Consider the following 15,984-nt stretch of genomic DNA (forward strand, 5'->3'; position numbering starts at 1 on the left):
GCCCTCAGTTTCCGGTTCGTCCGAGACGTTCGGCCATCACCGCGATCGGTTCTGACCAGACAGCGCCGGTCAGACCACGCACGTGCAGCTTGATGTACTGACGGTCCTGATCCATCACCACGACAGACCCGTCTGTCGCGGATCCATCCGGGCGATAAAGAATGGCACTCGACCACGCGACCTGATCCAGCTCAGCGGGATTCTCGAGGTGTGCGGCCCACGCTTCCCCGAGTCGCTCGGTCGACTGCTTTTCTCCACTGAGGAACGAGCTGTCCACATGGAAGAAACATTCCTTGGACAACTCATAGATTCGAAACGGTTCTTCGGACAGCGTCCTGCTCACGGATTTGGTCCGCGAGACTGAAGCAGGCGCAGCCTGAGACTGATCGACCGGATCCAGCGGCAACAGGACATACCGCTTTCCGTTTGGTTCGAATCGCAGTTGCAGTGTACGGCCATCTTCCACCGCGCGAACCCGCGCCCGGTCGAGAATCTGCCGCACCTGCTCCGCGTTTCCCTGGACGCTCTGCTGCTTAAGCGAGCGCATCAGTCCCGGCCAGCTGAGGGTCGCAATGGTGGCGAGAACCGCCAGCACCAGCATCAACTCCAGCAGCGTGAACCCCGACCGTTCCCCCGAAGGTGTCGTCGAGGTTGCGTGAGAACGCTGCTGGGCGGTGCCGATCTTCACTTCGTCGTTGCCAGATCTTTCCAGTTGTTGATGTCGTCACCACCGCCATTTTCGTTCTGACGGTTTTCCCCTGAGGACCAGATGGCAGGCCGGCTGACGTTGGCCTTCGTGTTCGGGTACTCGTAGTTCAGCGGTGTTCCCCAGGCATCGGTTGGGATCTTGTCCAGCACGGGATCAGTGCCGTCTGCCCCCTTCTGCAGGAGCAGCTGGACCGACTCCGGATAAGTTCCGGCGTTCCCCACTGCATAGTACTGAGCAGCTTCTTCCAGGGAGACAATCCCGGCTTTCGTGGTTTTAATGTTGGCAGCCCGCTGTTGACCCAGCAGGCGGGGAACGGCCATGGCGGCAATCACGCCGATAATGGCCAACACAATGAGAATCTCCAGCAGCGTAAAACCGCGACGGGACTGCTGAGAGCGAACACGACGTTGCATGACTTCCTTCTCCGGTTGATGCCGCATCCGAACAGCTCCGACAAAATGACAGGAAACATTCAGATGCGGACAAATTGACATTTTCAAATTCTTTTCGATCCGATTGCTGTCTTCCAACCAGCAATCGTCAGGGGGTCAGACTGATTCGCCGCTTACACCACCGACGACGTCTGAAGGATCGGCAGTAACAACGCGACCACGACATACAGCACGACAGCTGCCAGCATCATGAGCAGCAGCGGTTCGAGCAGTCGGACTCCCATTTCAATCTGACGACTCGTACGACGATCCAGGTTCTCCGAGATGTCGATGAGCACGTTTTCCAGATTGTTCGCTTCTTCCCCCACAGCGATCATTTCCACGATCTCTTCCGGAAATTGTCCGCTCGCCCCCAGCGGACGGGCAAGCGACTTTCCTGTCGAGACATTATCCGCAGCCTGATCGATCGCCTCGCTGAGGACTTTATTCCCGGTGGCATCCTTCGCGATTCGCAGTGAATTCAGAACCGGCACGCCGTTTCGGAGCAGCGTTCCCAGCACCCGGCAGAAACGGGCGATCGACAGGTTTCGTACGATCGGTCCCAGTCCGAACGCCCGCAATCGAAACACGTCCAGCTGATAACGCCCTTTGGGAGTTCGCAACCAGGTGACAAGTCCATAAACGGCCGCTGCGGTTCCGCCGATGGCAATCAGCCAGTACCGCTGCGCAAAGTTGCTCATCGCCAGCAGGGACGACGTGGTCCAGGGGAGTTCCCCCCGCTGGGACATGTTGTCGAAGATCGGTTCGAATCGGGGGACGAACCAGACCATCAATGCGGCGACGACCAGTCCGCCGACAGAGAGCAGAAAAATGGGATAGACCATGGCTCCCAGCACACGGCCCTTGAGTTCCTCCTGATGTTCCGTGAAGTCCGCAATCCGTTTCAGCACGTCTTCGAGGAAGCCCCCTTCCTCACCCGCCCGCACCATGCTGATCATCAGCTCGTTGAAGGCATTGGGATGCTGCCGCATCGCGTCATACAGACGTGAACCGTCTGCCACCTGATCCCGGACATCCTGAACGACGGACTTGAGCGCCGGATGAGTGGACTGTCTTCCGAGCAGTTCCAGAGACCGCAACAGCGGCACACCCGATTTCAACAGGTCTGCCAGCTGCGAGTAGAAAACAGCCAGATATCGAGCGGGAACTCGCTTTGAAATCTGCTTCTCGGAGGCCTTGGATGAGGCCGCCATGTCGACGCGGATGGGGAACAGTCGCTGCGCCGCCAGTGAAGCCAGCACTTCTTTTTCCGACCCTGCAGTCAGCACACCGCTGACCTGCTGGCCGGAAGCTTGCCGGGCAATGTACTGATAGTCGGGCATCAGATGAGACAGTTCTGCCCGAGGACAAGATCCCCGGTGTGAAAGGGGTCTGACTTGCAGACACCCGGAGTTGATCAATTCTTGGGCGGGTTCAGCTTCAGGTAGTTGAGGATGAAGTCATCTTTGGACATCGGGGTTTCCAGATCAAGGCCAGCGGCGCTGAACTGGGGTTTCAAGATCGAGGAGCGGGCCCATTCCTCGGGATCGACGAAGCCATTCCGGTTTTTGTCCATCAACACAAACTTACCCAGACCGGCCTGGCTTTCCGGTGTCCGAGGGATGTCTGGAGAGATCGGCTGCGGTCCCCCGGGCGGCGGCAAGTCGGAAGCGGGTCCCATGGGAACATTAGCCGGTGGAAGTGCAGTCGCAGGAGGAGTGACCGGTGCAACGCCCGAGGTGCTGACCACGACGGTTCCCTTGGGACCTTTGGTCAGCTCCGCGGGAGTCAGAAATCCATCGCCATCGTGATCCAATGCCAGAAATCCCTGCAGATCACCCCGTTTCCACTGACGCCATTCATAGAGTCCAATCTGACCGTCACGGTCGCGATCCCCTTCCTTGTAGGTTTCGGGGAGATCGATCGTCACGCGAGCTCTTGTGATGGCAGTTGAAGTTGGTTTTGTCGAGGTGGATGCCGTCTGTTCAGGGCTCCAGTCCTCGGGAGAGAAACCGCCTCGGCCTCCCCAGCGTCCTCCACCCCCGCCGAAGTCTCCGCCTCCCCAGCCGCCGGGACCACCCCCTCCGGGAGGCCCGCCTCGCATACCGCGACCGCCGAATCCTCTTCCCCCAAAGCCCCCTTCACGACCGCCACGATCGGGAAAACCCCCAGAATCGAAACCTTCAGAAAATCCGTCCTCGTCAGATTGTGCATAAACTGCCGACGGAGCCGCTGCAATCAGCCCCAATACCAGACAGGCAAAGACTTTTCGAAGATCGTTCAATTTCGTCATGGCAATCCGGTCCGAAAGACTTTCCTCGGGGTTGAATGACTGGAAGGAATGTTCTCTGGAAGTGAAACCCCGTCAATCCGCAATCGGATCGACAACTCTGGTCCAGCAGAGCAAATCTTCCGATCAGAGGACAGATCAGGCCGACGGTGCTCCATCACAATTGTTCGAATTCGCCGAAAACGCTGAATTCTGACAGCGGAGCGCTTCCGTTCTTGACATCCATGATACCAGCAAACGAACCTCAGAGTTTCGATTCGAAGGTCGTTTTGGCCGAAAGTTGCTGACAGGTTGCGGAGTTGTGCATGAAAACATCAGGCAGATTCAACCCCTGTCGCGGGCTGTTCCTGATTGCGGTGACGCTGGAACTGGCCATCGGCACCGCAGCTGCCCAAGGTTTTCCCGCACTTCCCGGGCGGGGACCGATGGGAGGCTTCGGAGGGAGAGGCCTGCTGCGCGAACTCTCCAACGAAGCCGTCCGATCCGAACTCGAACTGACTCCCCAGCAGCAGATCGAAATCGATGCACTCGCGGAAGCCAGCAGCGATTATCAGGGCCACTTCAAGGATATCTATCCGAAATACGCTGCAGCCGAGTCCGAAGAGGAACGCAGCAAAGTTCGTGAACAGATGTGGGCCCGCTTCATCGAACTCCGCAAGAAGGCGGACGCCGATGCCAAAGCGATCCTCAATCCGACTCAGGCCAAACGCCTGGATCAACTGCATCTGCACCATCAGGGCCCCGGAATCTTCACCTGGGATGAAGAGCTCGCCAAGGAATTTGGCATTACCGAAGAACAGAAGAAGGAACTGGCCAGTTTCGGCGAACAGCGCATGATGGCCCGCTTCGCACTGGGCCGTGACGCCAGCGACGAGGATCGCAAGAATCTGGATCAGGAATGGACTGATCGTTACCTCGCTGTCCTGACTCCTGAACAGAAAGCGAAATGGACCCAGCGAATTGGTCCTCCACCGGTCGTACTCCCTCCCAAACAAGAACCAGCAGCCGTTGCGAACACGACGCCGCCCGCTGTGGATTCCAATGCTGCGACCAAGGAGTCTGCCGCAGGTCCGGAATCCGCAGCGATGACGCCTCGCACGGTCACACTCCAGCCTGCTGCAAATGCCAACGCCCCGATCGTCTCTTTCAACACACAGAGCGCGACACCAGCCACTCCCCCCGCAGCGGCTGGTGAAACATCCACGGCTCCGGCAACCAGTTCCGAGCCCACAGAGAAGAAATTTTCCTTCAACTTTCGTTACGCACCCTGGGGCGATGTCCTCAAGCTGTTCGCAGCGGAAGCAGGACTCTCGCTGGACCTGAACTCGTTGCCGCCGGGAACATTCAATTACTACGACCGCGCGGAATACACTCCGCTGGAAGCCCTGGACATCCTGAACGGGTACCTGCTCCCCAAGGGGTATTGCCTGCTGCGGCGGGATGACTTCCTGGTCTGCGTCAACATCGACGAACCGATTCCTCCCAGCCTCATCCCGAATGTTTCTCCCAACGATCTGGAGAACCGGGGCAAGAATGAACTTCTGACTGTCATCTTCCCGCTCGAAGGAGTGGACGTTTCCCAGATGGCGACGGAAGTGAACGATATCAAGGGTCCACAGGGGAAAGTCGTCGGGCTCAAGTCCACGAACTCCATTCTGGTCACCGACATCGGCTCCAACCTCATCCGCATTCGGGACATCCTCAAGAACGTCACCGCTCGCGGCGGTCCGAATGACATCACCTTTAAGGCGTATCAGGTCCAGCATATTGATGCGATTGACGCCGAGCAGATCGTCCGTACGCTGCTGGGAGTCGCACCTCGTGTCAGCAACGTCAGCGCCGCCACAGAGGAACGACAGCGAGGAGGAAATTTCAATCCTCGCGATCCTCGAAATCAGCAGCAGAATCAGCAGCCCCCGGCACCTCCTCGAGTCGAAACGACACCAACCCGAGTGACGATCGATTCCCGCACCAACCAATTGCTGGTCACTGCGACAGTCGCTCAACACCTCCTCGTCGAGCAGGCACTCAAGACCATCGACGTCGAGGGGGATCCCAGCCAGTTCACCCCGACCAGTAATCGCCCCTCACTGAAGGTCTACCGCGTCACCTCCGCGGATTCCCGGGAAGTCACAAAGACCCTCGATGCCCTCATGCCGGGTGTCGTCGTCAATGAAGATGCCCGGAATGGCAAGATCCACATTCAGGCGACGCCGGAACAGCATCGGCAGGTTGAGACCCTGATCGCCCAGATGGATGGCCTCGGAGGAGACCGTCAGATGGCGGTGATTCCTCTTGCGAAGCTCGATCCCGTCGCAGTCACCACAACCCTTCGCTCCATGTTTCTGAAGGATGGCGATGCAGCTCCGACGATCGAAGCAGATTACTACGGCCAGCAGTTGATGGTGCGTGCAAGCGCCGATCAGATTGCTCAGATCCGCACACTTCTGACACAACTGGGAGAAGACGGAACTGGCCGCCGCTCGGGGTCCGACAACTCTCTCGCCCGCACGATTCCGCTGGCGGGACGCGACCCGGAAGAACTGCTCCCCCTCATTCAGAAAATGTGGAACGCCAACAACGAGGCCACCATTCGCGTTGTAAATCCCCCTGCCCGGAAAAGCACCCCGGCGCCGCGGACTCCCAGTGCATCTCCGAAGCCCGCCGCTCCACCTCAGACCGAAGTCGCACCGGAACGAAATCGAAATTCCGTGAAGGTTCTCCCACCTGCGACCCGTCGAGTCCCTGTCATCACCGTCGCCGAGACGAATGCTCCTCCTGAGCAAGAACCTGCAACACAGGAACCGGATGCCGAACTGGACGCGTTGCTGAGCGAGTTTCTCGAAACGCCTGAAACGAAAAACCCTCCCGCCACAGCCAAGGGACAATCCAATGCGGACGTCAACATCGTGGTGATGGGGGATGAACTGTTCATCACATCGTCCGACCCGGAGCAACTCAATCAGCTCGAAGAGTTGCTGCAGAAAACGATGCAGGCCTTGCCGCCCCGCGTGACCTGGACCGTCTTCACCCTCCAGGTCGCGGACGCCACGGAAGCAGCTAACATGCTGAAGCTCTTGTTCCCGGGAAGCTCGGTGTCTGCATCGTCTTCCAGTTCGGGAGGTCTCATGGACAGCCTGAGCAGCGGAGCCTCCTCACTGGGCGGAAGCCTGCGGGACATCACCGGGCTGGGCTCATTGGCGGGCACGCAGTCGCTGAAGATCATTCCCGACAACCGCCAGAACGCCCTGTTCGTCTCCGGACCTGCCGCCCAGGTGCGAGAAGTCGAAGAGATGCTGAAGGTGCTGGACGCCACCGATCTGGGAGGAGATTCTCTTCGCGACAAACTCGCACGGATGATTCCCGTGGAGTATGCAAACGCCGATGAAGTCTACACGATCGTCAAGGACGTTTACAAAAACTACATCGATCCTCCGCGTGCTCAGGAGAACAACAATCCCTTCGCCATGCTCGCAGCCGGAGGTCAGCGCGGGGGACGCGGCAACGATGCTGGCCCCGCAGCTGCCCCGAAACTGGCACTGGGAATCGACAAGAGCACCAGCCACCTGATCGTCTGGGCGGATGATGCCCTGTTCCATGAGGTCGAAGCACTGGTCCGTTCGATGGATCAGGCGGCCCTGGAAGCCCGCCGGACCGTCCGTGTTGTGAATCTCGAAAACACGAACTCCACCGTCATTCAGGGGGCCCTCGGCTCACTCATGCCACAGGTCAAAGTCAGCGTGACCGGTTCGCGGCAGTCTCCAACAAGTTCCACTCCTGCACCGACCCCATCCCCTGCCAGCTCCAATACTGGGAACTCGCAGCAGGATCAGATGCGGCAGTTCTTCGAACAGCGGATGCGGGAACGCATGCAGGGAGGAGGCCAGGGGGCAGCCCCGGGCGGTGCGAGCGGCGGTCGCGGATTCGGCGGAGGAGCGCCGAGCGGTGGGAATTTTGGAGGGGGCGGTTTCGGCGGACGTGGCGGCTTCGGTGGTCGCGGCGGACGCGGTGGGCAATAACCGGAAGCAGCATCCCTCATGAACCTCGCCAGAATCCTCGTCGACTCCGGACTCGTCACAGAACAGCAGATCGAACTCGCGCGGCAGACCGACCCGCAGCGAAGAATCGATCAGGTGCTGGTGCAGATGGGCATCCTGCACGAAGAGGATGCGCTCAAGCTTCTTTCCGACGAACTCGGAATGCCGCTGGTCAGCCTCAAGACATTTGAAGTCGACCCAGAGCTGCTCAACCTGTTCCCGACCTCAGCCGTCTTTCGCTACGAAGCGATTCCCCTGGTGCGGGAAAACGGACACGTGCAGGTGGCCATCAGCGATCCCTTCGATCTGGAAGCGATCGATGAATTGAGCACTCTGGCACGGGTGCGGATCGAAGCAGTCCTCGCCAGCCGAAATGAGATTCTGGATCTCATCAAACGCAACCTGGGCGTGGGCGGAGACACCATTAAAGAACTCGTCGCCCAGCGGGCTGACGAGATTGACCTGCTCGATGAAATCCCCGCTGGCATGGGGGAACTTGCAGAGTCGGCGCTCGCCCCCTCGGTGATCCGGCTGGTGAACGAATTGCTGATCGAAGCCCTCGACCAGCGGGCCAGCGACGTCCATCTGGAACCGCAGGAAGCCGGGCTCGTCGTCCGGTTCCGCGTCGACGGACTGTTGCGGGTTCAACCCGTCCCCCCCGAAATCAACCACTTTGCTTCGTCGATCGTCACCCGGCTCAAGATCATGGCCCGGCTGAACATCGCCGAGAAACGTCTGCCGCAGGACGGACGGATCAACATCCGGGTGCAGGGCCGCGAAATTGACGTCCGTCTCTCCATCATCCCGATGCTTCACGGCGAAGGGATCGTGCTGCGCCTCCTCGACAAGCAGCGGATGGTCTTCGACCTCAAAGGGGTCGGAATGCCGGATGATACATACAACGCATTCAAGAAGCTCATCGAACTTCCTCACGGCATCATCCTGGTGACCGGTCCGACCGGAAGCGGAAAGACCACCACCCTCTACAGCGCCCTGAGTGAGATCAAGAGTCCAGCGACAAAGATCATTACCGTCGAAGACCCGGTCGAATACCAGCTCCCCGGAATCAGCCAGATTCAGGTGCATTCAAAGATCGGACTGACCTTCGCTGCAGGTCTGCGAAGCATTCTTCGTCACGACCCCGACGTCGTGCTGATCGGAGAAATTCGCGACGGTGAAACCGCCACGAGTGCCATTCAGGCATCTTTGACGGGGCATCTGGTGTTCAGCACGCTGCACACCAACGACGCCCCGGGCTCCTTCACCCGACTGGTCGACATGGGCGTTGAACCCTATCTGGTGGCCAGCACTGTCGAAGGCATCCTCGCCCAGCGACTCTTAAGAAAGCTCTGCCCCCGCTGCCGCCGGGCCATTCCCTACAAGCCCGAAGATCTCCCGTCGGACTTCATGGATCTGGGAGATTTCGTCCTTTATGAGCCGGTCGGTTGCCGGGACTGCCGTGACACCGGGTACGCAGGCCGGACCGGTGTTCATGAACTTCTCATCAACGATGAAGAGATGCGGCACCTGTGTAACGAACGGGCCAGCACAGGCGCCATCCGCGCCCACGCCCTGAAAAAAGGAATGATCAGCCTCCGCCAGGCCGGCCTCCGCAAGATGGTCGCAGGCATCACGACGCTGGAAGAAGTCCTCCGCATCACCCGCGGCGATCTTTCATGATGACCTTCGCTCTGACACCCTGCCCGCCAAAAGTCTTGGAATCCAACTGTCCAGTTTTTGCGGGGGTGGGGTGGTGAGGGGGTGGGGTTTGTGGGATTTTGGGTTGTAGGGGTGGGGGGTTTTTGCGAGACGTTGCCTCAAAGGCGCTCGTTCAAGTTCATGCCGGTCAATCGGTTGCGGGGCCCTTCTCTTTCTCCTTCTCTTCCTCAGAAATTTGACCCCGCCCTGCCAGGGTGTAGACTCCAAAGGCTCCTTTTTCACGGACAGCGAACCCTCCTCTATCCGGATGTTCACTTGTCAAATTGACGAGCCTCGGAAACAAATTAGACTGGCTGGCGCGGTTGTAGGGCCGTCGGCGTCGCTCTGTTCGCAGCACTATTCAGGACACTCGTGTCGTCTTCGACTCCCCAGGAATTCCGTGAGACCGTCCGATCCCAAACGGATCTGGTCAGCCTGATTGGAGAAAGCATCTCCCTTCAGCCACGGCATGGCGGCAGGCAGTACGTCGGACTGTGTCCCTTTCACGACGACAAAAACCCTTCCCTGAACGTCTATCCGGATCGACAGACGTTTCGCTGCTGGTCGTGCAATACTGGCGGTGACTGCTTCACTTATTTGATGGAGCGGGAAAAAATCACGTTCCCTGAAGCCCTCGAGCTGCTGGCTCGCCGAGCGAACGTCCCGATCCCACAAAAGGCAGCCCGTTCAACTTCGGGAGAAGAAGCCAGTCGCGCCAAGCTGCTGGAAGTGCTGCAGTGGGCGGAGAACGTGTTTCACAAGGCGCTGCTGGAGCTGCCCGCGGCCGAACCGGCCCGGCGGTATCTCGCTGAGCGGAATTTCACGCCTGAGACGATCAAGAAGTATCGTCTGGGGTTTCATCCCAATGACTGGACGTGGCTGCTGGAGCAGTCCCGCACCAAGTATTCTCCACAACTGCTCCTCGAAGCCCGGCTGGTCGGTGCCAAAGAGGGACGTCATTACGACAACTTTGTGAATCGGGTGCTGTTTCCGATCTGTAACGAACGGGGACAGCCGGTCTCCTTCGGCGGTCGGGTGCTGCCCGGCAGCAAAGATGAAGCCAAATACTGGAACGGCCCGGAGAGTTCGGTCTTTCACAAGAGCCGTCTGCTGTATGCGATCGACAAGGCCCGGGATGCGGTTCGGCTTTCCGATCAGGCGATCGTGGTGGAAGGCTACACCGACTGCATCACCTGTCATCAGCACGGAATCCTGAACGTCGTCGCGACTCTGGGAACGGCGCTCACCGATTCTCATGTCACCGCACTGAAGCGTTTTGCCCGGCATGTCGTGCTGGTCTTCGATGGCGACCGGGCAGGACAGGATGCCGCCCGAAAAGCGGTCGAGCGGTTTCTGGCTCAGGATGTCGACCTGCGAATCCTGACATTGCCCCAGAAAATGGACCCGGCTGAATATCTGACTGCCTACAATGCAGATGAGTTTCGACAACTGGTCCAGCAGGCCCCGGAAGCCTGGGAATTCCAGTTTCGCGCAGCCCGGGCCGAACATGGCGGCGAGACCATTGATGGACGACAACGCATCCTCGAAGAGATGCTGCAGCTTCTGGCACAGGTGCCTCATTTGGAAGGAAGTCTGCGGGAATCGCTGCTGATTGCAAATCTTTCACAGCGGCTCATGCTCTCCGAAGAAGTGATTCGAGAAAGACTCAAAGCGATTCGAACAGGGGGTTCGCGTCCGGTGCGCGTGAACCAGAACGCCGTCAAAGCGCCGGAGACCTCACGGGAGGTGCAGCGGATTCTCGGTCAGCGGATGAATCGGGATGAGCGATTGGAATACGACTTGCTCGAATTGATCCTGGCGGCTCCCGAGCACATGGGATTTGTGATGGGTCCTGTCAGCGAGAACCCGCTGCGGAACCCGATCCTGGGGCAGATCCTCGAATGCTGCCTGTGGGAGATGGAAGAAAATGGGGAGTTGACCCTGCCGGGTCTGCTCGCCCGGGTGGAGAGCCCGGAGTTGAAGAGCCTGATCGTCTGGATTGATGAACGGGCCATGGCGAAAGGGATCGCCGAGAAAGTTCGGGACAGTGATTATGACGACGACGGCTGTCCCGCCCTGTTGAAGACCTCTTTAGCCAACCTGAAATGGCGGGAGGAAGAGAAGCGTCAGCAACGGGTGTCGATGCAGTTGTCACAGCAACCCGAGGGAGCAGGTCAGCTCGATGAAGCCACGGAGGCTTCGCTCAGGCAGGCAGCGGAATTTCACCTTCGAAGAGCCACCCGGAAATCCACCGTCTGAAGCCGGACACACACGCCCGCTTCCAGGGGAGAAATCAAGAATGCATCGTTTGGACGAGAGCCTGCGGGAACTGACAGAACTGGGACAGCTGCAAGGCTACCTGACGTTCACCCAGGTCAATGAATATCTGCCCAATGAGGCGGTCAATCCCGAGAAGATCGACGCTCTGCTCATCTCGCTGGAAGAACTGGGCCTCTCCATCCGGGATGAACAGAAGGCTCCCCTCCCCGCCAAGCCGGCCAAGGCCAACGGGAAGAAAGCCCCGGCGAAAAAGCTGCAGACCGTCAACCTCACCGGCATGCTGGAGGAGACCGGCGGCGGACGGGCCATCGATGATCCCGTGCGGATGTACCTGTCTCAAATGGGAGAGATCCCCCTGTTGACCCGCGCTGAGGAAATCGCGCTGGCCAAGAAGATTGAAGTGACCCGCAAACGGTTCCGCCGCACCCTGCTGGAATGTCACTACATCTCCAACGACGCCTACGAAACACTGGTCAAAGTCGATCGCGGTGAACTGCCGTTCGACCGCACCATCAAGATCTCGCTGACCGAATGCACCGAACGCGAACAGGTCCAGGGCCGCATGCCCCTGAACCTGAAAACCATCCGTCAGCTGCTCGATCAGTGTCAGTTCAACTTCAGCGAAGCGACTGCCGAAGGGGCTGAGAAGCTGGTCCGGGAAGAGAAGTTCAATCAGCTCGAACAGCGCCGACGCAAAGTCGCCACGCTGCTGGAAGAGATGAGCCTGCGGACCACCCGTCTGCAGCCGCTGATCAAACGACTCGAACAGATCTCCCGCCGGATGACCGAACTGCAGGCGGAGATCCAACGGCTCGGACATGACCGACTGCTGAAGGATCGCCGTGCGAACTATGAGCAGGAGCTGCGGGACCTGATGAAACTCACCCTCGAAACTCCGGAGTCGCTGGCGGCCCGGGTCGAGGAGATTCATCAGCGTTACGCCGCCTACGATCAGGCGATGCGTGACCTCTCCGCCGGCAACCTGCGACTGGTCGTCTCGATCGCCAAGAAATACCGCAACCGCGGCATGAGCTTCCTCGACCTGATTCAGGAAGGGAACACCGGCCTGATGCGGGCGGTCGATAAGTACGAATACCGCCGCGGGTACAAGTTCTCGACCTATGCCACGTGGTGGATCCGGCAGGCGATCACGCGAGCCATCGCGGATCAGGCCCGCACGATCCGCATCCCGGTGCATATGATCGAAACGATGTCGCGGATCCGCCGTGTCAGCAAACAGCTGGTGCAGGAACTGGGACGCGAACCGAGCATTGAAGAGGTCGCTGCCGCTTCCGATCTGAGCATCGAAGAAGCCGCCCGCGTCCTGAAGATGTCGCGGTCCCCCGTCAGCCTCGACAAGCCGGTCGGTGAGAACGACGACAGCCTGTTCGGCGACTTCATCGAAGACACCAGCGAGTACAACCCGGTCAGCCAGGCTGCCCAGGAAATGCTCAAGGACAAGATCGATCAGGTCCTCAAGACCCTGACTTACCGCGAACGGGAAATCATCAAACTCCGCTACGGCCTGGGGGACGGGTACACGTATACGCTGGAAGAAGTCGGACGAATCTTCAAAGTGACGCGGGAACGGGTGCGACAGATCGAAGCCAAAGCGGTCCGCAAACTCCAGCACCCCGCCAGAGCCAAACAACTCCAAGGGTTCCTCGAACGCCTCTCCCTCGCCACCGAAGCCAGCTGACCCGGGCTACGACCCAGAATCGGGAACGTTTCGTCAACATCAGAGCACTTCTTAAACCGGAGTGCTCTGTCAGTTGATGTTCGCAGCCGGGGTTGCAAGCTCCCGTTACTTCGAGAGTTCCGAAAACGGGAGAAGAAGCTGTTATGACCGGTGAGTGATCGCGGTCAGACATTCAGCACTGGACTTCACCCCGCGGACACCCGCAAGCGGCAAATTCTGTCAAATTTGCCGCTTCCCATGTAAGTGTCCTGTCTTGCGGCGACTGTTCCCCGCCGTATAATGAAATCACCCTGAGAGAACTCCTGCAATGATCGATCGCAATCGAGCCTCACACATGGATGGAAACGGCCAGCGGACTCGCATTGGTGCAGTCACGTACTTGAACAGCAAACCTCTCGTGGAGGGGTTGGTGGATCTGTGCCCCCAGGCGAGTGTGCTGCTGGACTACCCCAGCCGGCTGGCTGATGGTTTGGCCCATGCCACTCTGGATGTCGCCCTCATTCCTTCGGTCGAAGCATTTTGCGACCCGGATTATGAAGTGGTTTCCGATGCCTGCGTGGCGACGCATGGTCCGGTCTTCAGTGTGAAACTCTACTTCCGCAAGCATCCCGGCGACGTTAAAACCCTGGCGCTCGACGAAGGTTCGCGGACAAGTGCAGCCCTCGCGCGTGTCATGCTGGAAGAACGTTTCGGGGTGCAGCCCAAGCTTCAGCGACTGCCCATTGGAAAGACGATTGAAGACGCCTCGACCGATGCTGTGCTGCTGATCGGCGATCGGGCAATGTCCCCTCAGCCCGGAGAATTTCATACCGTCTGGGACCTGGGTGAAGAGTGGGTCAACTGGACCGGCCTCCCCTTCGTGTTCGCCATGTGGGTGGCACGGAAAGACTCACAGCTGGACGGCATTCCACAGCAGCTGAATGCGGCCCGAAACCTCGGCCTGAATCGCATCGACAAGATTGCCCAGCGGGGAGCACAGTCGCTGAACCTTCCTGTCGACATGGTCAAGAACTATCTGACAAAGAACCTGCACTTCACAATGGGAAGTGCCGAACAGATGGGACTGCGGCTCTTCCAGGAACTGGCGGCCGCCCATGGACTCGCCGGAGCAGTTCCGCTGTCGTTTCGCACAGACTTTTCCAGCGCAGCGTCCGAAGAACTTGTCGCCTCGCAGTCTGCGTAAAACTCAGTTCGCAGCGTGAACCCGCTGCGAGGATCAAGTCTTCTTTACCGGTAAAAGACAGGCCACGCATCATTCATGCGTGGCCTGTCTCATTCTACTTCAAGCGTTTACCACTCCAGGAGTGCCGCTTCGATCGTCAGTCCGGGCCCGAATCCCAGCATGACTGTCGGTCCACTTTCTCCCATGGCACGAATGCGTTCCAGGATGAAGAAGACCGTGGGCGAAGACATGTTGCCATGGCTGGCGAGGATCGCCTCGGAGTGCTGCAGGGCGTTGTTCTGAAGTTCCAGAGCTTTCGCGGTGGCGGCCAGAATACGAGGGCCTCCGGGATGAACAGCCCAGCTGCCGATGTCTTCGATGCGGAGGTTCGATTTCGCCAGCCAGCCTTCCAGCCAGGGCTTCAACGTCTGGACGATCACTTCCGGAACTTTCGGCGACAGGGTCATCTGGAACCCGTGATCGGCAATCTTCCAGGACATCATCTCAGCGGTCTCTGCAATCACGTGGGAAGCCTGAGACACAAGCCGGCAGTCTGTTTCTTCCAGGCTGTTCTGCTGCACTATAAATGCACAGGCGCCGTCGCTGAACAATGCGTTCGCAACCAGTTGCTGGGCGTGCTCTGTGTACTGATGGTGCAGGGAACACAGCTCGACGGCACAGACCAGAACGCAGGCATCCGGGTCAGCCGCTGCCCACCCGCGAGCCACACGCAGCCCGTTGAGAGCTCCATGACATCCCATGAAGCCGACGTGTGCCCTTTCGACGTCCGGTGAAAGACCCAGCTGATCGATGAGCGCGAGGTCCACCCCCGGTGCTGCGAATCCGCTGCACGAGATGGTCACCAGATGGGTGACAGCTGCGACAGGAACTCCGGAAGACTCCAGTGCCTTGCGGCTGGCTTCCAGAGCCAGATCGGCGGCGGTCTGTTCATACTTCACCATGCGGGTCGCGGTCGACGGACCGTGATCATCCGGGCTGGTTGCCGGGAAATAGAACGCCTGCTGCACATCTTCGGCAGCGGAAGAATCAAGAAGCACACTGAAACGGCGTTGCACTCCGGAGAGTCGATACATCGTATCGAGAGACTTCCGGTACTTGTTGGTGACCCCCAGTTCCGCTGCCAGCTGGGCGGCATCCGTCTGAGCAATCGAGTGTTCCGGGACAGCTGTCGAGATCCCGGCGAGTGCAACGGTCACCCGAGCCTGCTTTTGCTTCCGGGATTGAAGCTGCTGTTCACCCGCAGGGGACTCCGGCTCTGCGAGGGCGACAGAGGATGGAGTACGAAACCCGTTCGGGCCTGGCGCACCGTGCGCAGAGGCCGACTCGGAAAAGGGCAATTCCATTGTTGATTCGATGCCTTTCACTGGACAGACCGCATCCGAGCGGCCTTCTATGGTCTACCCGAAGTTGGGTTGGCCTGCACTACGCTCAGAGAAAAATCCAGCAACGGTCCTTCAACCGAATAGAACATCCCCCTGATGACGTTACTGAGCCAACGGTTATTGTGAGGTCGCCCCTGGCGAATCGACCGCGAACCCAATGACGTCAGCAGCGTTCAATTTATCGTAGCTGGCGACTGCTTCAATCACAAACTTAGATTCCGCAAGAGACGCAGGTTTCCTCGAAGCAGTTTCCGAACCGGTAAAGACCACCAAAT

The 15,984-nt window shown here is 58.9% G+C and carries 10 protein-coding genes; 5 read left to right on the forward strand and 5 right to left on the reverse strand.

All coding sequences use genetic code 11. From position 1 onward, the window contains the following. Window positions 1-4 precede the first annotated feature (4 nt). The 4 genes from SH661x_RS22260 to SH661x_RS22275 form a co-directional block, all read right to left on the reverse strand. The gene (locus SH661x_RS22260) at window positions 5-688 is read right to left on the reverse strand and encodes a pilus assembly FimT family protein (RefSeq protein ID WP_437226181.1); all 684 of its coding nucleotides are present in this window, start codon (window positions 686-688) and stop codon (window positions 5-7) included. Continuing rightward, entirely contained in the window at window positions 685-1,122 is a 438-nt protein-coding gene (locus tag SH661x_RS22265) for a type II secretion system protein GspG (protein WP_437226183.1), read from the reverse strand. The genes SH661x_RS22260 and SH661x_RS22265 overlap by 4 nt, the downstream gene beginning before the upstream one ends. 152 nt (window positions 1,123-1,274) lie before the next feature. Continuing rightward, window positions 1,275-2,483 carry a type II secretion system F family protein gene (locus SH661x_RS22270; RefSeq protein ID WP_437226185.1) on the reverse strand — a complete coding sequence of 403 codons (1,209 nt, stop codon included), beginning with the start codon at window positions 2,481-2,483 and terminating at the stop codon, window positions 1,275-1,277. A gap of 74 nt (window positions 2,484-2,557) precedes the next feature. Then, the gene (locus tag SH661x_RS22275) at window positions 2,558-3,433 is read right to left on the reverse strand and encodes a hypothetical protein (protein ID WP_437226187.1); all 876 of its coding nucleotides are present in this window, start codon (window positions 3,431-3,433) and stop codon (window positions 2,558-2,560) included. Window positions 3,434-3,735: 302 nt separating this feature from the next. On the opposite strand from SH661x_RS22275, the gene SH661x_RS22280 reads away from it, so the two are divergent. From SH661x_RS22280 to SH661x_RS22300, 5 genes are all read left to right on the forward strand, one after another. Continuing rightward, window positions 3,736-7,449: a secretin N-terminal domain-containing protein gene (locus SH661x_RS22280; RefSeq protein ID WP_437226189.1), complete on the forward strand. Its 3,714-nt coding sequence runs from the start codon at window positions 3,736-3,738 to the stop codon at window positions 7,447-7,449. 18 nt (window positions 7,450-7,467) lie between these two features. Continuing rightward, window positions 7,468-9,147 (forward strand): GspE/PulE family protein, encoded by a 1,680-nt coding sequence (locus tag SH661x_RS22285; RefSeq protein ID WP_437226191.1) that lies wholly within the window; start codon window positions 7,468-7,470, stop codon window positions 9,145-9,147. A gap of 390 nt (window positions 9,148-9,537) precedes the next feature. Further along, window positions 9,538-11,424 carry a DNA primase gene (gene dnaG, locus SH661x_RS22290; protein WP_437226193.1) on the forward strand — a complete coding sequence of 629 codons (1,887 nt, stop codon included), beginning with the start codon at window positions 9,538-9,540 and terminating at the stop codon, window positions 11,422-11,424. Between the two features lie 40 nt (window positions 11,425-11,464). After that, window positions 11,465-13,144 carry an RNA polymerase sigma factor RpoD gene (rpoD, locus tag SH661x_RS22295; RefSeq protein WP_437226195.1) on the forward strand — a complete coding sequence of 560 codons (1,680 nt, stop codon included), beginning with the start codon at window positions 11,465-11,467 and terminating at the stop codon, window positions 13,142-13,144. 307 nt (window positions 13,145-13,451) lie between these two features. Beyond that, entirely contained in the window at window positions 13,452-14,327 is an 876-nt protein-coding gene (locus SH661x_RS22300; protein WP_437226197.1) for a menaquinone biosynthetic enzyme MqnA/MqnD family protein, read from the forward strand. Between the two features lie 107 nt (window positions 14,328-14,434). Here SH661x_RS22300 and SH661x_RS22305 read toward each other — a convergent pair whose 3' ends face one another. Next, complete coding sequence (locus SH661x_RS22305) at window positions 14,435-15,670, reverse strand: type III polyketide synthase (RefSeq protein WP_437226199.1); 1,236 nt, start codon at window positions 15,668-15,670, stop codon at window positions 14,435-14,437. Window positions 15,671-15,984 lie beyond the last annotated feature (314 nt).

It is taken from the genome of Planctomicrobium stercoris, assembly GCF_051465655.1.
Lineage (GTDB): Bacteria > Planctomycetota > Planctomycetia > Planctomycetales > Planctomycetaceae > Planctomicrobium.

Bases quoted from the DNA above. Each gene is read 5' to 3' on its own strand.
- SH661x_RS22300 (WP_437226197.1), top strand. From the start codon at position 13,452: ATGATCGATCGCAATCGAGCCTCACACATGGATGGAAACGGCCAGCGG.
- SH661x_RS22265 (WP_437226183.1), bottom strand. From the start codon at position 1,122: ATGCAACGTCGTGTTCGCTCTCAGCAGTCCCGTCGCGGTTTTACGCTG.
- SH661x_RS22270 (WP_437226185.1), bottom strand. From the start codon at position 2,483: ATGCCCGACTATCAGTACATTGCCCGGCAAGCTTCCGGCCAGCAGGTC.
- SH661x_RS22305 (WP_437226199.1), bottom strand. From the start codon at position 15,670: ATGGAATTGCCCTTTTCCGAGTCGGCCTCTGCGCACGGTGCGCCAGGC.
- SH661x_RS22285 (WP_437226191.1), top strand. From the start codon at position 7,468: ATGAACCTCGCCAGAATCCTCGTCGACTCCGGACTCGTCACAGAACAG.
- SH661x_RS22275 (WP_437226187.1), bottom strand. From the start codon at position 3,433: ATGACGAAATTGAACGATCTTCGAAAAGTCTTTGCCTGTCTGGTATTG.
- SH661x_RS22280 (WP_437226189.1), top strand. From the start codon at position 3,736: ATGAAAACATCAGGCAGATTCAACCCCTGTCGCGGGCTGTTCCTGATT.
- rpoD (WP_437226195.1), top strand. From the start codon at position 11,465: ATGCATCGTTTGGACGAGAGCCTGCGGGAACTGACAGAACTGGGACAG.